Below are 25,028 nucleotides of genomic sequence, written 5' to 3' on the forward strand. Positions count from 1 at the left end.
CGCATGAACGACTCGTTCTCCACCCGCAGCCAACTGCACGTCGGCGGCAAGACCTACGGTTACTTCAGCCTGCCCAAGCTCGGCCAGCGCTTCGACATTTCGCGCCTGCCCTACTCGCTGAAGATCCTGCTGGAGAATCTGCTGCGCCACGAGGACGGCGGCGCGACCGTCGGCAAGGAGCACATCGAAGCGGTGGCGCAGTGGCAGCCGACCGCCGAGCCGGACACCGAGATCGCGTTCATGCCGGCGCGCGTGGTGCTGCAGGACTTCACCGGCGTGCCCTGCGTGGTCGACCTGGCGGCGATGCGCGACGCGGTGGTCAAGCTCGGCGGACGCCCGGAGCAGATCAACCCGCTGATCCCCTCGGAACTGGTGATCGACCACTCGGTGCAGGTGGACGTGTTCGGCAAGCCCGACGCGCTGGACCTCAACGGCAAGATCGAATTCCAGCGCAACAAGGAGCGCTACGGCTTCCTGCGCTGGGGCCAGAAGGCCTTCGACAATTTCAAGGTGGTGCCGCCGAACACCGGCATCGTGCACCAGGTCAACCTGGAGCACCTGGCGCGGGTGGTGATGACCGGCGAACGCGACGGCGAGGCGATCGCCTATCCGGACACCGTGTTCGGCACCGACAGCCACACCACCATGATCAACGGCATCGGCGTGCTCGGCTGGGGCGTGGGCGGCATCGAGGCGGAGGCGGCGATGCTCGGCCAGCCCTCGTCGATGCTGATCCCGCAGGTGGTGGGCTTCAAGCTCACCGGCAAGCTGCCCGAGGGCGCCACCGCCACCGACCTGGTGCTGACGGTGACGCAGATGCTGCGCAAGCACGGGGTGGTCGGCAAGTTCGTCGAGTTCTTCGGCGACGGCCTGCAGCACCTGCCACTGGCCGACCGCGCCACCATCGGCAACATGGCGCCGGAGTACGGCGCCACCTGCGGCATCTTCCCGATCGACGCCGAATCGCTGACCTACCTGCGCCTGTCCGGGCGCAACGAGGAGCAGATCGCGCTGGTCGAGGCCTATGCCAAGGCGCAGGGCCTGTGGCACGACGGCGACAGCGCGCACGCCAGCTACAGCGCGATCCTGGAACTGGACATGGGCGAGGTGAAGCCGTCGCTGGCCGGCCCCAAGCGCCCGCAGGACCGGGTGCTGCTGGAAGACATGCAGCGCAACTTCCGCGACAGCCTGGTGCCGTTCGCCGACGCGCGCGCCAAGCGCCGCAGCGACGCCGCGCAGGAAGACCGGCTCAAGAACGAAGGCGGCGGCGGCACCGCGGTCGGCGCCCAGGCGGCGCAGGCGCAGGACGCCGAGGCCAGCGGCGCCGGCTGGCGCCTGCGCGACGGCGCGGTGGTGATCGCGGCGATCACCTCCTGCACCAACACCTCCAACCCGGCGGTCATGCTCGGCGCCGGGTTGCTCGCGCGCAACGCCGTGGCCAAGGGCCTGAAGGCGCAGCCATGGGTCAAGACCTCGCTCGGGCCAGGCTCGCTGGTGGTCACCGACTACCTGAAGAAGGCCGGGGTGATGGACGACCTGGAACAGCTCGGCTTCTACGTGGTCGGCTACGGCTGCACCACCTGCATCGGCAACTCCGGCCCGCTGCCGGAGGACGTCTCCGCGGCGATCGCCAAGGACGACCTGGTGGTGGCCTCGGTGCTGTCGGGCAACCGCAACTTCGAAGGCCGCGTGCATCCGGAAGTGAAGATGAACTACCTGGCCTCGCCGCCGTTGGTAGTTGCCTACGCCATCGCCGGCACTACCGACATCGACCTGACCCGCGAGCCGCTGGGCACCGGCCACGATGGCCAGCCCGTGTACCTGCGCGATATCTGGCCGAGCAACAAGGAGATCGGCGACACCATCGCCGCCACGGTCGGCCCAGAGATGTTCAAGCAGAACTACGCCGACGTGTTCAAGGGCGACAACCGCTGGAACACCATCGCCTCGCCCGACGGCGAGCTGTACGCCTGGGACAGCGCCTCCACCTACATCAAGAACCCGCCGTACTTCGAGGGCATGACCATGCAGGTCGGCCGCATCGAGGACGTGCACGGCGCGCGCGTGCTGGGCCTGTTCGGCGATTCGATCACCACCGACCACATCTCCCCAGCCGGCAACATCAAGAAGGACTCGCCGGCGGGCCGCTTCCTGCAGTCACGCGGCGTGCAGCCGGCCGACTTCAACAGCTACGGCAGCCGCCGCGGCAACGACGACGTCATGGTCCGCGGCACCTTCGCCAACATCCGCATCAAGAACCTGATGCTGGGCGGCGAGGAAGGCGGCAACACCCTGTACTACCCGTCCGGCGACGGCCAGCCGGAAAAGCTGGCGATCTACGACGCGGCGATGAAGTACAAGGCCGACGGCGTGCCGCTGGTGGTGATCGGCGGCAAGGAATACGGCACCGGTTCCTCGCGCGACTGGGCGGCCAAGGGCACCAACCTGCTCGGGGTCAAGGCGGTGATCGCCGAGAGCTTCGAGCGCATCCATCGCTCCAACCTGGTCGGCATGGGCGTGCTGCCGCTGCAGTTCCTCGACGGCCAGAACGCACAGAGCCTGGGCCTGGACGGCTCGGAAGTGTTCGAGATCACCGGCCTGCAGGACGGCGCCAGCAAGCGCGCCAAGGTCGTCGCGACCAAGGCCGACGGCAGTGCGCAGTCCTTCGAGGTAGCGGTGATGCTGCTGACCCCGAAGGAAGTGGAGTACTTCCGCCATGGCGGCCTGCTGCAGTACGTGCTGCGGCAGTTGGCTGCGCGCTGACCCACCTTCGGGTTCGACCCCAAGGTCCGCCCCCGCGCTTGCGCGGGGGCATTTTTTTGGGCAGCGCTGACCACTGGTTCGCAAGCGCGCCCGCGCGGCCGGCACAGCGGCCTGATGCATGACATGCCCCGGCAGCTTGGCTGCACGCCAACCCGCCTTTGCGTTTTCCGACCGCGAAAGCGCGGCCCCAGCGCCAGCGCATTGCACAGCGCCGCCGACAGCGAAGGAACCAGATCCATCACTGATCAGCCCCGCGACCGCCGTTGCTGTTGCTGTTGCGTTTGCTCCTGCTCTACCAGCTTCCCTTCCGAAGCGGCGGCCATCGTGGGGAAAAACCGAAGGGCGGCGCACAGGGATGTGCGCCGCCCGCGGCAGCGGCAGGATGCCCCTTCTGCGGATCCCCGGGATGGCCGCGGATCCGGAGCGCGCAGCGCGGAGGGCGCGAGGCAGGGCGCGCTTGACCAGCCTTCGGCTGTGGTAAAGCGCTTCTTTTGGTTACCTTCTCTTTGCGCGAGCAAAGAAGCGCTTCTCAGCAGCCGAAGGCTGATCGAAGTAACTCGCCCGCAAGGGCGAAAGCCGTTGCTTGACACTGCCCAGCAGGCGACTCCAAAGCGCCAGCACTCGCTGCAGCATTACAAGCGCTCAACGTGCACCACGGCCACCCCAAGGAAATCAACGACTCCCAGCCACCCCACCCCGTCCCTGTTCGCCTTTTCCCTACGGAACGGTATGCTGCCGTTGCCGGTTCTGACGGATACTGTCCGTTGTGAGCCCATCAACACGTTTCCTGGAGGGGGAATATGAGTCTGGATCGTCCGTGGTTGCAGAGTTATCCGGCCGGCGTTGGCGCCGACATCGATGTCGATGAATACCGCTCCGTCGCCGCCGTCTTCGAAAGCTCCGTGGCCAAGTTCGGCGACCGCCCCGCCTACTGCAACTTCGGCAAGACCCTGACCTACCGCGACGCCGGCGAACTGGCCCGGCAATTCGCCGGTTACCTGCTGGGCGAACTGCAACTCAAGAAGGGCGACCGCGTCGCCCTGATGATGCCCAACTGCCTGCAGTACCCCATCGCCACCTTCGGCGTGCTGCTGGCCGGCATGACCGTGGTCAACGTCAACCCGCTGTACACCCCGCGCGAACTGCGCCACCAACTGATCGATTCCGGCGCCAGCGCACTGGTGGTGATCGACAACTTCGGCACCACCGTACAGGAAGTGCTCGCCGACACCCCGCTCAAGCAGGTCATCACCACCGGCCTGGGCGACATGCTCGGCTTCCCCAAGGGTCCCCTGGTCAACTTCGTCCTGAAGTACGTCAAGAAGCTGGTCCCGGACTACGACATCCCCAATGCGATCCGCTTCCGCGACGCGCTGACCCTCGGCCGCCTGCACACGCTGCCGCCGATCGACATCGCGCCGGACGACATCGCCTTCCTGCAGTACACCGGCGGCACCACCGGCGTGGCCAAGGGCGCCATGCTGACCCACCGCAACCTGGTCGCCAACATGCTGCAGGCCGGCGCCTGGATCGCGGCGACCGGCAAGCTGGAGGAAGGCAAGGAAGTCATCATCACCGCGCTGCCGCTGTACCACATCTTCGCGCTGACCGCGAACGGCCTGGTGTTCATGAAGCTGGGCGGGCTCAACCACCTGATCAGCAATCCGCGCGACATGCCGGGCTTCGTCAAGGAACTGCAAAAGACCCGCTTCACCGCCTTCACCGGCGTCAACACCCTGTTCAACGGCCTGCTCAACACGCCCGGCTTCGACAAGGTGGATTTTTCCTCGCTGAAGTTCACCCTCGGCGGCGGCATGGCGGTGCAACGCGCGGTGGCCGAGCGCTGGAAGCAGGTCACCGGCGTCACCCTGGTCGAGGCCTACGGCCTTACCGAAACCTCGCCGGCGGCCTGCATCAACCCGCTGACCCTGACCGAATACAACGGCGCGATCGGCCTGCCCATCCCCTCCACCGACGCCTGCGTCAAGGACGACCAGAGCCGCATCCTGGCGCCCGGCGAGGTCGGCGAACTGTGCATCCGCGGACCGCAGGTGATGAAGGGCTACTGGCGCCGACCGGAGGAAACCGCCAGCGCCATCGACGCCGACGGCTGGCTGCACACCGGCGACATGGCGCGGATGGATCCGCAGGGTTTCTTCTACATCGTCGACCGCAAGAAGGACATGATCCTGGTGTCCGGCTTCAACGTGTATCCGAACGAGGTCGAGGACGTCATCGCGATGATGCCCGGCGTGCTGGAAGTGGCCGCGGTCGGCGTGCCCGACGAGAAGTCCGGCGAAGTGGTCAAGGTGGTCATCGTCAAGAAGGACCCCAACCTCACCGCCGAGGACGTCAAGGCGCACGCCCGCGCCAACCTGACCGGCTACAAGCACCCGCGCATCGTCGAGTTCCGCAAGGAGCTGCCCAAGACCAACGTGGGCAAGATCCTGCGGCGCGAGCTGCGCGACGCGCCGCCGCCGCAGTAAGCAGCTCCAGCGGGCGCCCATGCGGCGCCCGTGCAGGCGCTGGCGGGGCGAGTTCCGGCCGCGGCACCCAGGTGTAGCATCCGCCGGGTGGAAACGCACTCGCCCGCTGCGCCACGCCATCTCCGCGGGCGTCTTTCCGAGAGCCCGCCATGAGCATGATCGACACGCTGCCCCGTACCCGCGCCTATTCCAGCATCCGCATCGATGCGGATGGCGACGACGATAGCCACTGGCTGTACATGCATGCAGGCAACGCCGCCAAACAGCGGCCCTGTTTCCATCCCACGTTGATGCGCGAGATGCACAGCTACCTCGCCTCCATCAGCCAGCCCCGCAACCTGACGTCGGCGCGGCTGGGCAGCCTGGTGCTGGCGTCCGATGCCAACGCATTCAATCTGGGCGGCGATCTGGAACTGTTCGGCCATTGCATCCGCCGCCGCGATCGCGCCGGGCTGATGGCCTATGCGACAAGCTGCATCGATGGCGTACACCGTTTCCACGAAGGACTCGGCGGCAACTTCAGCACCATCGCCCTGCTACAGGGCGATGCGCTCGGCGGTGGCCTGGAAATGGCGCTGTCGTGCCACCTGATCGTGGCCGAAGAGGATGTCGGCATGGGCCTGCCGGAAATCATGTTCGGCCTGTTCCCGGGCATGGGCGCGTATTCGTTCCTCAGCCGCCGCATCGCGCCGCATGCCGCGGAAAAGCTCATCCTGGGTGGCCATGTCTTCAGCAGCCAGGAGATGCATGCCATGGGCATCGTCGACGTCCTGGTGCCCAAGGGTCAGGGCAAGGAAGCCGTACGCGATCTGATCCAGCAACAACGACGCGCGCCGCTGGCGCATCTGGGGATGAACGCGATGCGCACCGTGGTGCAGCCGGTGCGCCGCGAGGAATTGCTTGCGGTGACGGAAATCTGGGTGGACGCCGCGCTGGCCCTGGGCGAAAAATCGCTGCGGACGATGGATCGGCTGGTACGCGCCCAGGTCCGGCGCGCGCAAGCGGGCGTCGCCGCCTGAGCGTGGTATCGCTGCCGGCAAGGGGGGAATGACCCGGCCCAGCGCCGGGCGTTCCTCAGCGCAGCTCGCCGTCGTGCACGGCACTCTGCCGGGCGCGCAGTTCCAGCGCCTCGCGGCCTTCGGTGAGGCTGGCGTTGAGCGCCATCAGGCGCGGGCGCCACTCGCTGCGCACCTGCCATTCCGGCATCTGCATCAACTCGCCGCCGAGACTGGCGAGCCGGATCAGGCCGAGATTGCTGGCCACGCCCTTGATCGCATGCGCATGTTCGCGCAGGCGTTCCCAGTGCTCGGCTTCGCCGGCGATCTGCATGCCGCCGAGGCAGCCTTCGGCATCGTTCAGACATTGCGAGATGAATTCGCGTTCGAACCCGTCGCCCATGCCGAGCCCGGCAAGTTCGTCCAGGACCGACGAATCCAGCACCCCCTCGCTGGACACCGCGCCCTGCCGCGCCGCCATCTCGCTGCCGACCCGCAAGCGCCCTTCCATGGCGATGTCGGAGAGCGTATCCAGCAGGCGGTTGGCCACCACCGGCTTGGCCAGGAAGGTGCGCGCGCCGGCCTGCTCGCAACGCTGGATCGACTCGGGGGTGACGTCGGCGCTGAGCACCACCACCGGCGTGCGCGGCCCGCCGGCCTGCATCACCCGCAACTGCCGCAGCATGTCCAGGCCGCTCATGCCCGGCATGTGCAGATCGACGATCACCGCATCGAATTCGGTCTCGGCCAGCGCGTCCAGCACCGCCTCCGCGCCATCGACGCAGATGACGCGATGGCCGGCCTTCTGCAGCATGCGCTGCAGCACCATGCGGTTGGCGGCGTGGTCGTCGGCAACCAGGATGCGCATGCCGCGCACCCGCGCGCGGTGGCGCAGGAACGGATCGGAGAATGCGATGACGTTGCCGCTGGTATCGACCTCCTCGGCGGCCGCCGGCACGCTGGCCGCCGGCGCACCGAAGTCCGCCGACGTCGGGACCGCCGCGGCCACGAACGGCAGTTCGAACCAGAAATGGCTGCCGCGCGGCGCATTCTCCTGGTAGCCGATGCTGCCCCCCATCGCCTCGACCAGGCCCTTGGCGATCGTCGTGCCTAGACCGCTGCCTTCGTAGCGGCGCGCCAGGCCGACGTCGGCCTGTTCGAACGCCTCGAACAGGCGTGGCCGCATGTCCGGCGCGACCCCGATCCCGGTATCGACGATGTCGAAACTCAGGCGCTTCGGCTGCCCCTGCTCGTTCTTGTGCAGGCGCACCCGGATATCGACCCGGCCGGCCTCGGTGAACTTGATGGCGTTGCCGGCCAGGTTCAGCAGCACCTGGCGCAGGTGACCCGGATCGCCGGAAAGATAGTCCGGCACGTCCGGGGCGACATCCACCTGGTAGGCGAGGTGCTTGGCCCGTGCCTGCGGCTGCAGGATCAGGCTGATCCCCTCCAGGGTTTCGCGCAGCGAGAAATCGCGCTTGTCGAGCCGCAGCTTGCCGGCCTCGATCGCGGAAATGTCCAGCACTTCCTCGACCAGCGACAACAGGCTGCGCGCCGACGCCTGGATGGTGTTGACGCACTCGCGCTGCTCGGCGTCCAGGCGCGTGGTCGCCAGCACCTCGGTCATGCCCGACAGGCCGTTCAACGGGGTGCGGAACTCATGGCTCATGTTGGCCAGGAAGCGGCTCTTGGCCTCGCTGGCACGGCGCGCCTCGGCGGTGGTGCTGGTCAATTGCCGCAAAAGCCCGGACAGGTACAGCGGGATGGCGGCCAGGCCGACCAGCAGGCCGATGCCCAGGCCGCGATTGGCGATCCAGTACTCGCTGGTCATCAGCGTGATGCTGAAACTGGCCACCGCCATGGCCACGGCCAAGTAGAGATAGCGGTTGCCGTAGCGCAGGCCATTGCCGATGGTGACCCACATGATGACGACGTAGATGCAGGCCATCGGTTCGCCGATCGCGCTCATCGCCATCGACATCAGCCCGTAGTCGGCGACCATGCCGATGATCCGGCGCACGTCCGAGCGCTGCGGCCGGACCAGGATCCAGGTCATCAAGGCCAGGGCCACGGCCTGCGAGATCAGGGTCAGGCCGATGACGTAGGCGCGCTGCCGCGGGGCGATGTCCCAATCGTGCGAGAACGCCAGTTCGTACGCCAGGATCAGCGCGACCATGCAGATGCGGACGAACGCCTGGCCGTGCTCGGTATCCTTGCGCTCCGCGAAGCGTTGCCGCACCAACCTGATCGCCGAGATCATGTCAGACTCCTGGTCGCGCCGAGGCGGTGGAGAATTTCTCGCAGATCACCTGCAGCTGCTCGCGGCCGCGGAACAGCGCGTCCACGCAACGCGGGTCGAACAGGCGGCCGCGCTGGGCGTACAGATAGGCAAGGGTCGCATCCATGGTCCAGGCTTCCTTGTAGGGGCGCGGCGAGATCAGCGCGTCGAACACGTCGGCGACCGCCACGATCCGCGCTTCCAGCGGAATCGCCTCGCCGACCAGGCCGTCCGGGTAGCCGCTGCCGTCGTAGCGCTCATGGTGGCGCAGGGCGATCAGCGCGCCGACCTGGATGAAGCGGTTCTGGCTGCCGCTGAGCAGTTCGTAGCCGATGCGCGGGTGCATGCGCATCACCGCCATCTCGTCCTCGTTGAGCTTGCCCGGCTTGAGCAGCACCGCGTCGGGAATGGCGATCTTGCCCATGTCGTGCAGGCTCGCCGCCATCTCGATGACCCGCACCTCGTCCTCGGACAGGCCCAGTTGCTCGGCGATCAGCCCGGCCACGTGCGCCATCCGTTCCAGGTAGGCGCTGGTGCCGACGTCGCGGTACTCGATGGCCCGCGCCAGCCGCGACAGGGTCTCGCGCTCGCGTTCCTCGACCTCGCGCATGCTGGCCAGCAGGCGCTGCTCCAGCGACATCGCGCGCTGCTTGATGTTCTCGCTCTGCAGCCGCAGCTGCAGCAGGTTGTGGCAGCGCGCGCGCAGCTCGCGCGGGCGGATCGGCTTGACCAGGAAGTCGATCACCCCCGCTTCCAGGGCCGCCTGGCGGATCGGCTCGTCGCCGACCACGGTGATCAGGATGATGGGAATGTCGCGGTGCTTGGGCAGCCGGCGCAGGCGCCGCGCGAACTCCAGCCCGTCCATGCCCGGCATGCGGTAGTCGAGCAACAGCAGATCGACCTTGCCCGCCTCGCACCAGGCCAGCGCGGCCTGCGAGTCGCCGAAGTCGCGCACGGTCAGTTCCGGGGCGATGTCCTCGATGACATGCCGCAGCATCGTGCGCGCGGAGGTCTGATCGTCGACGATGACGATGTTCAAACGATTGTCGCTTCCGTCCGCCCAGTGGAGACGGTCCCCGTTCGAGGACGCGCCGGAGAGGCTCATGCTGGCATCATGCATCTGCAATCCTCCGCCCGTCGCATCTGCGCGGGCTGCTGAGACGACAACGGGAACGCGCCTGCGCCCAATCACGCCGACCCGTCCACCTCACTTCCTTTTGCGTGCAACGCCTAGTGCAAGAACCGCGCCACCTCGTCCGCGGCTAGGTTAAGCCTCCGGACGCATGTACGGAAACAGCAGCACGTCACGGATCGAGCTGCTGCCGGTAAGCAACATTACCAGTCGGTCGATGCCGATGCCCAGGCCACCGGTCGGCGGCAGTCCCACTTCCAGTGCCCGGATGTAGTCGGCGTCGAAGTGCATGGCCTCGTCGTCCCCCCCTTCCTTGGCCGCCACCTGGGCCTGGAACCGCGCCGCCTGGTCTTCCGGGTCGTTGAGCTCGGAGAAGCCGTTGGCGATCTCCTTGCCATTGATGAACAGCTCGAAGCGATCGGTATAGCCCGGCTCGGTGTCGCTGGAGCGGGCCAGCGGCGACACCTCGACCGGGTGGTCGGTGATGAAGGTGGGCTGGATCAGGGTGTGCTCGACGGTGGCCTCGAAGATCTCCAGCAGCAGCTTGCCCCAGCCGTAGGACGGCTTGGTGCGGATCTTCAGCCGCTCGCAGTGGCGCAGCAGCGCCTCGCGGTCGGTGCAGTCGGCGACGCTGATCTCCGGGTTGTGGTGGCGCACCGCCTCGTCCATGCGCCAGCGGCGGAACGCCGGCGCCAGGTCGATGTCGGCGCCGTCCCAGTGCACCTGGGTGGTACCCAGCACCTCGCGGGCGACGTCGCGGATGACGTTCTCGGTCAGGTCCATCACCTCGTGGTACGTGGCGTAGGCCTCGTACAGCTCCATCATGGTGAATTCCGGATTGTGCCGGGTGCTGACGCCTTCGTTGCGGAAATTGCGGTTGATTTCGTAGACCCGTTCCAGGCCGCCGACCACCAGCCGCTTCAGGTACAGCTCCGGGGCCACCCGCAGGTACAGGTCCAGGTCCAGCGCGTTGTGGTGGGTGGTGAACGGCTTGGCCGTGGCGCCGCCGGGGATGTAGTGCATCATCGGCGTCTCCACTTCCAGGAAGCGGCGCGCGTCCAGCCAGGCGCGCATGGCGCGGATGATCTTGGAGCGCTTGACGAACACCTCGCGCGCCTCCGGCGACACGATCAGGTCCACGTAGCGCTGGCGGTAGCGCTGCTCCACGTCCGACAGGCCGTGCCACTTGTCCGGCAACGGGCGCAGCGCCTTGGTCAGCAGCCGCAGCCCGGTGGCCTTGATCGACAGCTCGCCGGTCTTGGTGCGGGTCAGCCCGCCCTCCACGCCGATGATGTCGCCGATGTCCCAGCCCTTGAAGGCGTCGTAGGCCTCGCCCAGGGCGTTGGCCTGCAGGAACAGCTGGATGCGCCCGGACTCGTCCTGCAGCTGCACGAAGCTGGCCTTGCCCATCACCCGCTTGGCCAGCAGGCGCCCGGCCAGGCGCAGGCTGCGGCCCTGCCCCTCCAGCGCCTCGGCGGTCCAGCGCTCGGCGTCGGCGAACTCGGCCTGCAGATCGCCGGCGAAGTCGCTGCGGCGGAAATCGTTCGGATAGGCCACGCCCTGCGCGCGCAGCGCGGCGAGTTTGGCGCGCCGTTCGGCGATGAGGCTGTTCTCGTCGACGGGAAGGGACGGCGCGGGGGTCTGCTCGGTCATGGGATCGGGGATGCGTGAGGAAGGGAAAGAATGCACCAGCCGGCGAGGCCGTGTGCCGCGGCACGGCCTCCGTCGCCAGGACGGAGGCCGCCGGTTCAGGCGTCGCTGCGTTTCGCGCCGGCTTCCAGGCCGGACTTGAGGCTGGCCTCGACGAACTCGTCCAGGTCGCCGTCGAGCACCTTCTGGGTGTCCGAGCGTTCCACGCCGGTGCGCAGGTCCTTGATCCGGCTCTGGTCGAGCACGTAGTTGCGGATCTGGCTGCCCCAGCCGATGTCGGACTTGGTCGCCTCCACCGCATCGCGCTCGGCGTTGCGCTTCTGGATCTCCAGCTCGTACAGCTTGGCGGCCAGCATCTTCATCGCGTTGTCGCGGTTCTGGTGCTGGCTGCGCCCGGTCTGGCAGGCCACCACGATGCCGGTGGGCACGTGGGTGATGCGCACCGCCGACTCGGTCTTGTTGACGTGCTGGCCGCCGGCGCCGGAGGACCGGTACACGTCGGTCTTCAGGTCGGCCGGGTTGATGTCGATGTCGATGTTGTCGTCCACTTCCGGCGACACGAACACCGAGGTGAAGCTGGTGTGGCGGCGGTTGTCCGAGTCGAACGGCGACTTGCGCACCAGCCGGTGCACGCCGGTCTCGGTCTTCAGCCAGCCGTAGGCGAAGTCGCCTTCCACGCGCAGCGTGGCGGACTTGATCCCGGCCACTTCGCCGCCGGAGACTTCCATCAGCTCGGTCTTCCAGCCGCGCGACTCGCACCAGCGCAGGTACATGCGCAGCAGGATCTCGGCCCAGTCCTGGGCCTCGGTGCCGCCGGCGCCGGCCTGGATGTCGACGAAGGCGTTGCTGGCGTCCATCTGCCCGGAGAACATGCGCTGGAATTCCAGCTTCTCCACCTGCGCCTGGAAGCGGTCGACGTCGGCCAGCACCGCCTGCGCGGTGGCCTCGTCGTTCTCGCTCTCGGCCAGTTCCAGGAATTCCAGTGATTCGTTCAGGCCATCGAGCACGCTGGCGATGCCGCCGACGGTCTTCTCCAGGCTGGCGCGTTCGCGGCCAAGGCCCTGGGCGCGCTCGGGGTCGTTCCAGACGTCGGGGCTCTCCAGCTCCCGGGTGACTTCCTCTAGACGCTCCTTCTTGGCGTCGTAGTCAAAGAAACCCCCGTAGCGACAGCACCCGATCGGACAGATCGGCGATGCGGTGGCGAATCGGATTGAGTTCGATCATTGCGGCGTTTTCCGGCAGACAAGAGCGCGATTCTAGCAATTCCGGCCGCCGCGCCACAGCGCTACTGGACCGCGGCGGCCTCGCCCTCCCCGGCCGCCACGCGCAGCGCGGCACGGTAGCGGCGACTGCACGGGACCTGGCTGCCGTCGCGCAGGTGCACCCGCGCCTCGCCCGCCTCCAGCGGCTCGATCGAGACCACGCTGGCCAGGTTGACGATGTAGCTGCGGTGGATGCGCACGAACCGTGCCGGATCCAGCCGCGCCTCGATCGCGGCCATGGTGCTGCGCAGCGGATAGTCGTGGCCGCGCACGCGCAGGTTGACGTAGTTGCCGGCGGCCTGCAGCCATTCGATGTCGGCCGCGGCGACCAGGAAATCGCGGCCCAGCTTGCGCACCAGGAAGCGCTCGGGCCGTTCCAGCGACCCCACCGGCGGGCCGGCGTCGGGCGCGCCGAGCAGCGCCGCCTCGCCCTGCCAGCGCCGCAGCAGGAACCGGTACATCTCCACGCACAGCGCGATCGAGGCCAGGCTGCGCACGTCCTTGAGGTATTCGTAGGCCAGGCCCTGCGGCCACGGGCCGAAGTCGTAGTGCTGACCCTGCAGGCGGTAGACCAGGCTGCGCAGGGCGACCATCCCCAGCACGTGCAGCACCGACAGCGCCACGCTGCCCAGCAGATAGCCCGGCAGCCGGCGTCGCCAGGTGTCCCAGTGCAGCGGGTAGCGCCGGGTCAGCACCACCACCAACGGCACGATCAGCAGGAACATCAGATTGCTCGACCACTCCCACACCACCGGTTCCCACGCGGCGAAGTGCAGCCCGGTCTTGCGAATATCGATCAGCACCGTGACGCTGTTGGCGGTGGCGTTGATCAGGGTCAACACGACCCAGAAGCCGATCTCGAAACTGCGGCGCCAGGGCTGGAAACGGGAATAGGCGCTGGCGCCGGATGGATCGGACATCAGCGAAGTGTAGCGCGCCGGCATGGCCACGCCGACGCGCCACGGCCGGCTCAGCGCACCTCGAACTCGCCGACCAGCACCGTCTCCTTGCGCTCGATCAGGCGCAACGTCACCTGCTGGTCGCGCTGCGCGGCCGTGCCCCAGCCCGTGCTCAGTTGCAGGTGCAAGGTGGTGGCGCCGGTGACCAGCGGCTGGCGGTCGCCGAAGAAGTTCGCTTCGACCCGATACTTGCCGGGCTTGGCCCTACGCAGCGAGAACTCCTCCGGCCCGTAGCCGCCGGTGAAATCCGGCGACAGTTGGCCCCCCTGGTAAGTCGCGCGGTTGCCGTAGTAGCAGCGCTCGCCATTGGGATCGGTCACCCACAGGTCCATGTCGCTGTTGTCGCTGTCCCAGTTCAGCACCACGCGCAGGTCCAGCGGCAGATTGCGCAGCAGCCGCGGATCGACGAAGCCGGTATCCAGCGGCTGCGGCGCACGCGCCACGATCGCGTTCAGCTCGTTGAGCGCGATCATGCTCACCCCGTCGAAGCGCGGGTCCCAGTCGCGCACCACCACCTGGTACAGCTGCGCGATCGCCGCCTGCGCGTCGCCGCGCGCGGCCTGGGCCAGGCCCAGGTCGCGGAAGCTCTGCGGCTCCTCCTCGCCCAGCCGCACTACCTGCTCGAACACCGGCACCGCCAGATCGGCGCGGCCGGCCTGCAGCAGCCGGTAGCCGAGCACACGCAGCACGTGACGGTTCTCCAACTGCAGCTCGGCCAGGTTGGACAGCACCCGCAGGGCCAACTCGCGCTGCCCGCGCGCGAACAGGACGTCGGCCACGTCCAGATAGAACGCCACGCTGTCGGCGTGCGCGGCGCGTTCGCTCAGGTACAGCGGATACACCGCCTCCGCCGCGGCTGCGCGCAGGCGCCGCGCATACGCCGAATCCGGCTGCCAGGGCTGCAAGGCCAGGGAGATCGTGACGGGGCCTGCACTGCCGCCGGCCGCGGATGCGCCCGCGTCGCCGGCAACGGCGATCGCGTCCAGGCTCGCCGGCGCGGCCAGCATCCGTGCCGGTGCCGGTGCCGGCGCCTCCATGGCGGCAGGCGCCGGTGGCGAGGGCGGCGCCATCGCAATCGATGCGGACACCGCTGCCATGGGGGCACCGTCCTGTCCGGCCGTCTCGGCGCGGCGCTGCCGTTCCTGGGCGACCATCTGCGGCGGCGCGTCCTTGGGAAAGCGGCGCTGCCACCAGGCGACGCGCTGCGCGAACGCCTCGGCGACCCGGTCGATGCGTTGCTTGCGCGTGTCGTCATTGGTCTGTTGGCGTTGCGCCTGCGCGCGCGCCACCGCCGCACGCAGCGCCGGCGGCGCCGGGATGGCGTAGCGGACGTAGTCGTCGACGTTCTCCAGCACCAGCAGCGAGGTGTCGGCGCTGACCAGGCCGAAGCGCGTGGCCAATGCCTGGCGGCGCGCAGCTGAGCCCAGCGGGTCGGCGGACAGACTGCGCAGCATGGCCCGCGCCCATGCGCCAGGGACCAGATCGCCGGGCACCTCAGCGGCCGCACGCAGCGGCAGGCGCAGGCGGCGGGTGCTGGCCGCCGTGGCGATCTCCAGCTGCAGCGCCGCGTCGGGCCCCAGCAGGCGCCCGGCGATGCGCAGGTAGCCATCGTCGGCGTAGCGCGACTCGGCCACCAGATCGGCGACCTGGCTGCCCGCCATCGCGACCAGTTCGCCGCCGCGCTGCAACAGGCGCTCGCTGGCGACCTGCACCCCCTGCAGGCCTTGCAGCGCGATCGCGCGTCCGCCACGCGCTTCGGCGATCGCCGCCAGGCGCGCGGCATCGGCGTGCGCGCCGGCCGAGTCGATCGCATACAGGCGCTGTCCCGGTGCCAGCGTCGGCATGGTCTGCGCACCGTAGTTGCCCAGGCCATCGCTGAACAGCAGGTACTCCTGCACCTGCGCCGCCGGTTGCCAGGCGCCCAGCGCACTGGCGCCATCCGGCTGCTCGGCCTGCAAGGCCGCCTTCAAGGCGCCCCAGTCGCCATTGCGCACCTGGAACTGGCGCGGCGCCTCGGCGCGGTCGCGCAGCACGATCAACTCGACCTGGGCCGTGCCGACCGCGGCGAAATAGCGCTGCAGCAAGGCCAGTTCGGCGGGGATATCGCGCTGCCGCGCCGAACCGGACGCATCCCACAGCAGGCCGATGCGTTGCGGCAGCGGCCGCGGGCCATGCAGGTCGGCGATCGGCACCAGCGCCTGGAAATAGCGCTGGCCCTCGTGGACGCCGGTCGCCACGCGCGGCGCCGCGCTCGCGCGCAGCGACAGCGTCAATTCCGGCGGCAACTGCGCCGGGGTCCCGGACCAGGCCACCGCATAACCGCCGTCGGCTGTCGGCAGCAGGCGCATGCCGGGCGCCGCCAGCGCGTGCTCGATGGGCGCGGCCTGCGTGCTCAGCGCTACCTGCAGCGACCTCGCGCTGGCCGCATACGCCAGCGGCAACCGCCATTGCCAGCCGGTCGCGGTGCGCGGCAGCGATTCGCGATAGACCAGGCGCACATGGCGGCTGCCATGCGCCGGCAGCGGATAGACGCGCAGCCGGAACTGGTTGCCAGCGGTCTGCTCGAGCAGGCCCGGATCCACGCCGCGCCGCTCGACCGCCTCGAACACCTGGCGCCCGCGCTCTTTGGGCACCGGCACCGCGTCGCGCATCTGCCCGTCGATGTCCAGGGCGAAACCGCTGAGTTGCTGCCCCGCGCGCAGCGGGAACGCCAGTTGCCCTTCCAGCACCCGCGCATTGGGATTGAAGAACTCCAACTCCACCGTGGTCTCGGCCAGGCCGGCGGCGGCATGCGCACGCACCGTCGCCGCGCGCAGCTCGACCGGGCGCTCGCCGGCGTCGGTGCGCAGCAATGGGGCGACCAACTGCTGCTGCGGTACGGCGGAGCGCGCGCCGGCGGCTGCCACGGCGAACGCCGACAACGAAAGCAACAACCCGCACAGGCCTCTGCGCACGATGAACGGCATGGATCGCTCCTTGATGGGACGGTATGGCTAGAACGTCCGCCATGGCGCAACGGGGTTGGGGGCGTGCTGCCGGACGTGAGGCGACCGAGGCCGCGCCCTCCCCTCGTCCGCCCCTGCGGGACACCGTCTCCCGAGGGGAGAAGGGAGCCGCGTCGACCCTTTCCCATCGGAAGAGGGGTTGGGATGAGGGGCCGGCACGCGCGGCGCACCCGATCATTGCCTGTGCTACCCGCCCCTCATCCGGCCCTGCGAGCCACTTTCTCCAGGCAGGAGAAGCAAGCCGCATCGCCCCTCTTCAACCGGGAGAGGGGTTGGGGTGAGGGTACGGCGCCGCCTGCGCCGGCAGACCGCCGGGGACTCAATCACCCAGCGGCTGGCAGTGCTCCACCACCAGTTGCACGGCGTCGCCGCCGCGGTAGTCGTCGGCGACCAGGCGGTAGGCGACGTGCACGCGCCGGCCCGGTTCGCGGCCGTGCCAGCCGTTGAAGTGGATCGCGTTCAAGGGCGCGGCGCGGCCCGGGCAGCGCAGGCTCAACTTGAGGTGGCGCTCCTTCAGCACGCGCCACTGCAGCACCTCGAATTCGCCGTCGAACAGCGGTTCGGGAAAGCCGTGCCCCCACGGCCCGCCCTGGCGCAGCGCCTCGGCGTGGCGGTGGTCGAGTTCGTGCGGGTCCAGCATGCCGTCGCTGAGCAGTTCAGCCTGCAGCAGTTCCGCGTCCAGGCTGGCCAGCGCATGCGCGCGGAACACCTGTTCGAACTCGGCCAACGCGTCCTGGCGCAGGCTCAGGCCGGCGGCCATGGCGTGGCCGCCGAACTTCTCCATCAGCCCTGGCCGCTGCGCTTCCACCGCCGCCATCGCATCGCGGATGTGGAAGCCCGGGATCGAACGCGCCGAGCCGCGCAACTGGGTGCTGCCCGGCTCGGCCGGGGCGAAGGCGATCACCGGCCGGTGCAGGCGGTCCTTCATCTTCGAGGCGACCAGGCCGATCACGCCGGGATGCCACTGCGCATCGAACAGGCACACCGCCACCGGCGGTTGCTCGGGCGCGGCCAGCAGCGCCTGCGCCACCACCGCCTCGGCCTCGTCGGTCATCTGCTGCTGCACGGCGCGGCGCTCGGCGTTGATCTCTTCCAACATCGCGGCGATCGCGCGCGCCTGCTGCGGGTCCTCGCACAACAACAGTTCGATGCCCAGGGCCATGTCCTCGAGGCGGCCAGCGGCGTTGAGCCGCGGCGCCAGGGCGAAGCCGATGTCGCTGGCGCTGAGCCGCGCCGGGTCGCGGCCGCTGGCCTCGATCAGCGCCCGCAGGCCAACACACCCCTCGCCGCGCTGCAGCCGGCGCAGGCCGGCCGACACCAGCGCGCGATTGTTCGGGTCCAACGGCACCAGGTCGGCGACGGTACCGACCGCGACCAGGTCCAGCAGCACGCCCAGGTCCGGCGGCGCGGCGGCGAACGCACCTTGCGCGCGCAGGTGCCGGCGCAGCGCCAGCAGCACGTAGAAGATCACGCCGACGCCGGCCAGCACCTTGCTCGGGAACGCGTCGCCGGCCAGGTTCGGATCGACGATGGCATCGGCCGGCGGCAAGGTCGGCCCCGGCAGGTGGTGGTCGGTGACCAGCACCTGCCAGCCCAGCGCCTTGGCCGCGGCGACGCCGGCATGGCAGGCGATGCCGTGATCCACCGTGACCAGCAGGTCCGGCCGCAATGGCGCCAGTTCCGCCACCAGCGCCGGCGACAGCCCGTAGCCGTGGACCATGCGATTGGGCACCGCGTGCAGCACCTGCGCGGCGCCGAGCAGGCGCAGCCCGCGCACCGCCACCGCGCAGGCGGTGGCGCCGTCGCAATCGAAATCGCCGACCACCAGGATGCGCTTGCCGGCGGCGATCGCCTCGGCCAGCAACGCCACCGCCGCATCGATGCCGCTCAGCGCATCCGGCGGCAACAACTGCGCCAGCCTGGGCTGCGCCAGGTCGCTGTCGTGCGCGCCGCGCGCGGCGTAGATGCGCCGCAACAGCGGCAACGTGGCCGCGTGCCACGGGCCGGCCGCGGCCGCCACGGGCCGCCGCACGATGCGCGTGACCGAACTCATGCGTCCAGGCGCGACAGCGGCCGCCGCCACAGGCGCCAGCGTTGCGCGGGGGCGATGCGGAAACAGGTGCCGTCCTCGAAATCCAGCTGCAGTTGCTGCAGTTCGCCCTCGCGCAGCGCCTGCAGCAGCGGCTGCACCACCTCGCCGACGAACTGCTCGGGCGCGCGCAGCTGGCGCAGGTCGACCAGCGCATCGACCCGCGGCGCCTGCGCCTCGGCGACGCCGATGCCGGCGGCCTGGGCCAGTGCGCGCAACAGCGGGTCGCGGCTGCGCACCTGCGCGTGCGCGGTGCCGACCGTGGCCGGCAGGCGGCCGCCGCCCCAGAACCACAGCGAGTTGATCGCCGGCTGGCCGCGGGCGACGCGCTCGCGGTTCCAGGGGTGCTGATGCAGCAGCACCTGCGCCTCGGTCAGCAGGGCGCGCCAGCGGCGCGCGTCCTCGCCCTGCGGCAGGTGATCGAACAGATCCGCACCGAGCACCTGCGCGGGCGCGGCGAACGCCGGCAGCACGCTGTCGGCCGGCAGCCGCAGGTACCAGCGGGTGGGATCGGGCGCGTCCAGCGGCAGCCCGCTCTCGGCGAACAGGCCCTGCACCGCCGGCAGCAGCGCGTCCAGGTCCACCGCGTCCAGCGGCAGCATGTCGCCATGCGCCATCAGCCGCGCGCCCTGCATGTCCGGCACCACGTAGGCCGGATCGGCACGCAGCCACAGGCCGTCGCCGGCATCGCTGGCGTCCAGTTGCCGGGTCAGCGCCGCGGCCGGCAGGCTGTCGTCGGCCAGCACGAAGTGCCGCCGCAACTGCGCCTCCCCGCCCGGTGCGGCCTGCACGCGGTCGGCACGACCGAACGCGCGCGCCACCTCGCCGGCCAGCACGGCGCCGGCCAGGCGCACCCGCTCCGGCAACAGCAAGGTGGCGACGGCCATCGGATCAGCCGACGTAGGCGACGCTGACGATCTCGTACTCGCGGCGTCCGGCCGGGGCGTCGATGCTGACGCTGTCGCCTTCCATCTTGCCGATCAGCGCGCGCGCCAACGGCGAGGAGATCGCGATCAGGCCCTGCTTGATGTCCGCTTCCAGGTCGCCGACCAACTGGTAGCGCTTTTCCTCGTCGGTCTCGACGTCGGCCAGGGTCACGGTGGCGCCGAACACCACCTTGCTGCCGACCGCCAGCTTGCTGACGTCGATGACCTCGGCGTGCGACAGCTCGCTCTCCAACTGCTTGATGCGGCCTTCGATGAAACCCTGCTGTTCGCGCGCGGCGTGATACTCGGCGTTCTCCTTGAGGTCGCCATGCGCGCGCGCCTCGGCGATCGCAGTGATGACTTCGGGACGCTTGACCGACTTCAGGTGATCCAGTTCCTCGCGCAGCCGCTGCGCGCCTTGCATGGTGATCGGGGCTCTCACGCTTCCAGCTCCTTGTGCAGTTCCTGCAGCGCCCAGACCGGACCGGTGCCGCGGAATTCCAGTGAATGCACCAGCGCACGCGCGCCGGCGACCGTGGTCGAATAGGTGACGCGATGCTGCAGGGCTTCGCGGCGGATCGAGAACGAGTCGGAGATCGCCGCCCGGCCCTCGGTGGTGTTGACGATATACACGATTTCGCCGTTCTTGATCAGGTCGACGATGTGCGGGCGGCCCTCGGCGACCTTGTTCACCTGCTCGCACTGCAGGCCGTGCTGCTGCAGCCAGGCGCAGGTGCCGCGGGTGGCGACCAGGGTGTAGCCGCGCTCGACCAGCGCCTGCGCCACCGGCAGCACGCGCTGCTTGTCCGGGTCGCGCACCGACACGAAGGCCTTGCCCAGCGGCGGCGCCTTGATGCCGCCGGCTTCCTGCGCGCGCGCGAACGCCGCGCCGAAGCTGCGGCCCACGCCCATCACCTCGCCGGTGGAACGCATCTCCGGGCCGAGGATCGGATCGACGCCCTGGAACTTGGCGAACGGGAAGATCGCCTCCTTCACCGAGTAGTAGTCGGGCACGATTTCCTTCAGCGCGCCCTGCTCGGCCAGGGTCTTGCCGGCCATGCAGCGCGCGGCGATCTTGGCCAGCGGCACGCCGATCGCCTTGGACACGAACGGCACGGTGCGCGAGGCGCGCGGGTTCACTTCCAGCAGGTAGACGATGTCGTCGCCGGCATCGTTGACCTGCACCGCGAACTGGGTGTTCATCAGCCCGACCACGTGCAGCGCCTTGGCCAGTTCGACCACCTGGCGGCGCAGCTCGGTCTGGGTGGCCGCCGACAGCGAGTACGGCGGCAGCGAGCAGGACGAATCGCCCGAGTGCACGCCGGCTTCCTCGATGTGCTCCATGACGCCGCCGATCAGCACCTGCCCGCTATGGTCGGCGATGATGTCCACGTCCACTTCCACCGCATTGTCGAGGAAGCGGTCCAGCAGCACCGGCGAATCGTTGGAGACCTTGACCGCGTCGCGCACGTAGCGCGCCAGGTCGGATTCGCCGTAGACGATCTCCATGGCGCGGCCGCCGAGCACGTAGCTCGGGCGCACCACCAGCGGATAGCCGATCTCGCGCGCCAGCACCAGCGCTTCCTCGGCGTTGCGGGCGATGCGGTTCGGCGGCTGCTTCAGGCCGAGCTGGTCGACCAGCTGCTGGAAGCGCTCGCGGTCCTCGGCCAGGTCGATCGAGTCCGGCGAGGTGCCGATCACCGGCACGCCGTTGGCCTCCAGCGCGCGCGCCAGCTTCAGCGGGGTCTGCCCGCCGTACTGCACGATCACGCCCTTGGGCTGCTCCAGCTCGACGATCTCCAGCACGTCTTCCAGGGTCAGCGGCTCGAAGTACAGGCGATCGGAGGTGTCGTAGTCGGTGGACACGGTCTCCGGATTGCAGTTGACCATGATGGTCTCGTAGCCGTCCTCGCGCAGCGCCAGCGCCGCGTGCACGCAGCAGTAGTCGAACTCGATGCCCTGGCCGATGCGGTTGGGGCCGCCGCCGAGGATCATGATCTTCTCGCGGTCGCTCGGCGCGGCCTCGCACTCGTCCTCGTAGGTCGAATACAGGTAGGCGGTGCTGGTGGCGAATTCGGCCGCGCACGAGTCCACCCGCTTGTACACCGGGCGCACCTTGTGCGCGCGGCGCAGCGCGCGCACCGCGGCCTCGTTGGTGCCGGTCAGCTGCGCCAGGCGCGCATCGGAGAAGCCGGCGCGCTTGAGGGTGCGCAGACGCGCCGCGTCCAGCGCGCCCAGGCCGTCGGCGGCCAGTTGCGCTTCCTGCGCCATCAGCTCCTCGATCTGGTCCAGGAACCAGGGGTCGATGAACGACAGCGCATGCACCTGCTCCACGCTCATGCCGGCGCGGAACGCGTCGGCGACGTAGAACAGCCGCTCCGGGCCGGGCGCCTTCAGTTCGCGCTTGAGCGCGGCCAGGTCGTCCTCGCTGGCCAGGTCCAGGCCGGTCGGGTCGAGGCCGATCTTGCCGGTCTCCAGGCCGCGCAGCGCCTTCTGCAGCGATTCGGAGAAGGTGCGGCCCATCGCCATCACCTCGCCCACCGACTTCATCTGCGTGGTCAGGCGCGCATCGGCCTGCGGGAACTTCTCGAAGGCGAAGCGCGGGATCTTGGTGACCACGTAGTCGATCGACGGCTCGAACGAGGCCGGGGTCAGCCCGCCGGTGATCTCGTTCTTCAGTTCGTCCAGGGTGTAGCCCACCGCCAGCTTGGCCGCGACCTTGGCGATCGGGAAGCCGGTGGCCTTGGAGGCCAGCGCCGAGGAGCGTGACACGCGCGGGTTCATCTCGATCACCACCACGCGGCCGGTCTGCGCGTTGATACCGAACTGCACGTTGGAGCCGCCGGTGTCCACGCCGATCTTGCGCAGCACCGCGATCGAGGCGTCGCGCAGGCGCTGGTATTCCTTGTCGGTCAGGGTCTGCGCCGGGGCCACGGTGATCGAGTCGCCGGTGTGCACGCCCATCGGGTCCAGGTTCTCGATCGAGCAGACGATGATGCAGTTGTCCGCGGTGTCGCGGACAACTTCCATCTCGAACTCCTTCCAGCCCAGCACCGATTCCTCGACCAGCACTTCGCTGGTCGGCGACAGTTCCAGGCCGCGGCCGACGATCTCGATCAGCTCTTCGCGGTTGTAGGCGATGCCGCCGCCGCTGCCGCCGAGGGTGAAGCTGGGGCGGATGATGGTCGGGTAGCCGACCGTGGCCTGGATCTCCAGCGCCTCTTCCAGGGTGTGCGCCACCGCCGCCTTCGGGCACTCCAGGCCGATCTCGCCCATCGCCACGCGGAACAGTTCGCGGTCCTCGGCCATGCGGATGGCCTCGCGCTTGGCTCCGATCAGCTCCACGCCGTACTTCTCCAGCACGCCGTGGTCGGCCAGGTCCAGCGCGCAGTTCAGCGCGGTCTGGCCGCCCATGGTCGGCAGCAGCGCGTCGGGCTTTTCCTTGGCGATGATCTTCTCGACCGTCTGCCAGTTGATCGGCTCGATGTACACGGCGTCGGCCATGTTCGGGTCGGTCATGATCGTGGCCGGGTTGCTGTTGACCAGCACCACCCGGTAGCCCTCGTCGCGCAATGCCTTGCACGCCTGCGCGCCGGAGTAGTCGAACTCGCAGGCCTGGCCGATGACGATCGGGCCGGCGCCGATGATGAGGATGGTTTTGAGGTCGGTGCGCTTGGGCATTTCTTTCTCGAAGTCTGGGCTTTCGACGTTTTTGAGGCTGAGCGCCTAACGTTTAAAGTCGTTCAGGAAACATCATGTTCGGACAATCGACAACGATGGATGAGCTCATCCCCGAGCGCGGCCTGCTGCTCTTCCGTCATGGTGGGGACAGTCAGAGGCGGTGCCGCGCGAAACACCATTCCCGCAGGCGAAGAGATGAATTCACGCGCCTGCGCCGCTTGATCAGGGCTCATTCCAAGCAGCAGTTCGGCGCCATCAGGCTTGGGTTGATTCAGAAAAACGGCCTTTGCGTTCGCGGCCACATAGTGCATGTAGCGCTGGCCAGCAGGTGTTCCAGAAAACGCGATCCAGCGCCCCGCCGTATCGTCATCCTGGAAGATCGTCTTCAACTGCGCCATGGTATTCAGCGCGATCGCCTCTCCCACGAGCCCAGCGATGCAGCCTTTCTGATCTGAACCGAGCTTCTGGAACAACGGCGCCGCCGCCACCGAGTCCCTGGCGTAGATAGACGCCGCCTCTTTCAATCCGATGATCTGAAAAAGTTGCGACGCTTGCGCCTCCGATACGTCGGCGGCATTTGCAGCTCCAGTGCAGGCCAGAAGAATTGCCAACATCAGCTGGCGAACGTTCATGCGCCTGCCGCCGCCATCAGCGCGGTGAAGCGATCGAACAGCGGCGCCACGTCGCGCGGGCCCGGCGAGGCTTCCGGGTGGCCCTGGAAACTGAAGGCCGGCGCGTCGGTGAGCGCGATGCCTTGGTTGCTGCCGTCGAACAGCGAGCGGTGGGTGACGCGCACGTTGGCCGGCAGCGTCGCCTCGTCCACCGCGAAGCCGTGGTTCTGCGAGGTGATCATCACCCGACCGCTGTCCAGGTCCTGCACCGGGTGGTTGGCGCCGTGGTGGCCGTGGCCCATCTTCAGGGTCTGCGCGCCGGCGGCCAGCGCCAGCAACTGATGGCCCAGGCAGATGCCGAAGGTCGGGATCTTGCGCGCCAGCAGTTCCTTGATCGCGGCGATCGCGTAGTCGCACGGGGCCGGGTCGCCGGGGCCGTTGGACAGGAACACGCCGTGCGGGTTCATCGCCAGCACCTCGGCGACCGGCGTCTGCGCCGGCACCACGGTCACCTCGCAGCCGCGCTCGGCGAGCATGCGCAGGATGTTGTACTTGACCCCGTAGTCGTAGGCGACGACCTTGAACTTGGGCTCGGCCTGCACGAACGCGTTGCTGTCCAGGTCGAGCTGGCCGTCGCGCCAGGGATAGGCGGTGTCGGTGGACACCACCTTGGCCAGGTCCATGCCCTTGAGCCCCGGGAACTTGCGCGCCGCTTCCAGCGCGGTGTCCACGTTCACGTCGCCGGCCATCAGCGCGCCGTTCTGGGAGCCCTTCTCGCGCAGGATGCGGGTCAGCTTGCGGGTATCGATGCCGGCGATGGCGACCACGCCGCGCTGGATCAGCCAGTCCGGCAGCGCCACCCGGTTGCGCCAGTTGCTCGGGCGGCGCGGCACGTCGCGCACGATCAGGCCGGCCGACCAGACCTGGGCGGCCTCGTCGTCCTGGTCGGTGCAGCCGGTGTTGCCGATATGCGGATAGGTCAGCGTGACCAGTTGGCGGGCGTAGGAGGGATCGGTGAGGATCTCCTGGTAGCCGGTCATGGCGGTGTTGAACACCACTTCGCCGACGGACAGGCCGGCAGCGCCTACGGATTCGCCCTCGAACACGGTGCCGTCTTCAAGGACAAGGATTGCGGGTTGAGTCACGGGGTTCGCCTTGGGGAGAGAGGAACCCTGCCCCACCAACTTGCAG

15 protein-coding genes are annotated in these 25,028 nt (G+C 68.9%); 3 read left to right on the forward strand and 12 right to left on the reverse strand.

The features are described 5' to 3' along the window. Window positions 1-3 precede the first annotated feature (3 nt). The 3 genes from acnA (at window position 4) to AC1PME_RS11160 (ending at window position 6,268) form a co-directional block, all read left to right on the forward strand. The gene (acnA, locus tag AC1PME_RS11150; RefSeq protein ID WP_481095904.1) at window positions 4-2,763 is read left to right on the forward strand and encodes an aconitate hydratase AcnA; all 2,760 of its coding nucleotides are present in this window, start codon (window positions 4-6) and stop codon (window positions 2,761-2,763) included. Window positions 2,764-3,563: 800 nt separating this feature from the next. Beyond that, complete coding sequence (rpfB, locus tag AC1PME_RS11155) at window positions 3,564-5,249, forward strand: fatty acyl-CoA ligase RpfB (RefSeq protein ID WP_481095905.1); 1,686 nt, start codon at window positions 3,564-3,566, stop codon at window positions 5,247-5,249. Between the two features lie 149 nt (window positions 5,250-5,398). Then, window positions 5,399-6,268 carry a crotonase/enoyl-CoA hydratase family protein gene (locus tag AC1PME_RS11160; RefSeq protein WP_307550659.1) on the forward strand — a complete coding sequence of 290 codons (870 nt, stop codon included), beginning with the start codon at window positions 5,399-5,401 and terminating at the stop codon, window positions 6,266-6,268. 55 nt (window positions 6,269-6,323) lie between these two features. Here the strand turns inward: AC1PME_RS11160 and AC1PME_RS11165 are convergent, their stop codons facing one another. The 12 genes from AC1PME_RS11165 to carA form a co-directional block, all read right to left on the reverse strand. Further along, a complete protein-coding gene (locus AC1PME_RS11165) occupies window positions 6,324-8,504 on the reverse strand; it encodes an ATP-binding protein (protein WP_481095906.1) in 2,181 nt (726 codons plus the stop codon). Between the two features lies 1 nt (window position 8,505). After that, the gene (gene rpfG, locus AC1PME_RS11170) at window positions 8,506-9,642 is read right to left on the reverse strand and encodes a cyclic di-GMP phosphodiesterase response regulator RpfG (RefSeq protein ID WP_043086876.1); all 1,137 of its coding nucleotides are present in this window, start codon (window positions 9,640-9,642) and stop codon (window positions 8,506-8,508) included. Window positions 9,643-9,789: 147 nt separating this feature from the next. Next, entirely contained in the window at window positions 9,790-11,307 is a 1,518-nt protein-coding gene (gene lysS, locus AC1PME_RS11175) for a lysine--tRNA ligase (protein ID WP_481095907.1), read from the reverse strand. A gap of 95 nt (window positions 11,308-11,402) precedes the next feature. Continuing rightward, window positions 11,403-12,528, reverse strand: a protein-coding gene (gene prfB, locus AC1PME_RS11180) for a peptide chain release factor 2 (protein ID WP_100224025.1) whose coding sequence is annotated in 2 segments (ribosomal slippage) — window positions 11,403-12,452 and window positions 12,454-12,528 — 1,125 coding nt in all. Because the reading frame shifts where the segments join, the coding sequence is not laid out codon by codon here. Window positions 12,529-12,589: 61 nt separating this feature from the next. After that, window positions 12,590-13,486, reverse strand: coding sequence for a LytTR family DNA-binding domain-containing protein (locus tag AC1PME_RS11185; protein ID WP_307550666.1), 897 nt, complete (start codon window positions 13,484-13,486; stop codon window positions 12,590-12,592). Window positions 13,487-13,536: 50 nt separating this feature from the next. After that, window positions 13,537-16,491 carry a VIT domain-containing protein gene (locus AC1PME_RS11190; RefSeq protein ID WP_481095908.1) on the reverse strand — a complete coding sequence of 985 codons (2,955 nt, stop codon included), beginning with the start codon at window positions 16,489-16,491 and terminating at the stop codon, window positions 13,537-13,539. A gap of 358 nt (window positions 16,492-16,849) precedes the next feature. After that, entirely contained in the window at window positions 16,850-18,583 is a 1,734-nt protein-coding gene (gene recJ, locus AC1PME_RS11195) for a single-stranded-DNA-specific exonuclease RecJ (RefSeq protein ID WP_481095909.1), read from the reverse strand. After that, window positions 18,580-19,506, reverse strand: a complete 927-nt coding sequence (locus AC1PME_RS11200) for a phosphoglycerate mutase (protein WP_481095910.1) — start codon at window positions 19,504-19,506, stop codon at window positions 18,580-18,582. Before AC1PME_RS11200 ends, recJ begins: the two co-directional genes overlap by 4 nt. 4 nt (window positions 19,507-19,510) lie before the next feature. Beyond that, window positions 19,511-19,975, reverse strand: a complete 465-nt coding sequence (greA, locus tag AC1PME_RS11205; RefSeq protein ID WP_184502593.1) for a transcription elongation factor GreA — start codon at window positions 19,973-19,975, stop codon at window positions 19,511-19,513. 8 nt (window positions 19,976-19,983) lie between these two features. Then, the gene (gene carB / locus AC1PME_RS11210; RefSeq protein ID WP_481095911.1) at window positions 19,984-23,226 is read right to left on the reverse strand and encodes a carbamoyl-phosphate synthase large subunit; all 3,243 of its coding nucleotides are present in this window, start codon (window positions 23,224-23,226) and stop codon (window positions 19,984-19,986) included. 62 nt (window positions 23,227-23,288) lie between these two features. Continuing rightward, on the reverse strand, window positions 23,289-23,858 hold the full coding sequence (locus tag AC1PME_RS11215; protein ID WP_481095912.1) for a hypothetical protein: 570 nt from the start codon (window positions 23,856-23,858) through the stop codon (window positions 23,289-23,291). Then, window positions 23,855-24,982 carry a glutamine-hydrolyzing carbamoyl-phosphate synthase small subunit gene (gene carA, locus AC1PME_RS11220; protein ID WP_481095913.1) on the reverse strand — a complete coding sequence of 376 codons (1,128 nt, stop codon included), beginning with the start codon at window positions 24,980-24,982 and terminating at the stop codon, window positions 23,855-23,857. Before carA ends, AC1PME_RS11215 begins: the two co-directional genes overlap by 4 nt. Window positions 24,983-25,028 lie beyond the last annotated feature (46 nt).

The organism is Xanthomonas sp. NCPPB 901 (assembly GCF_056725085.1).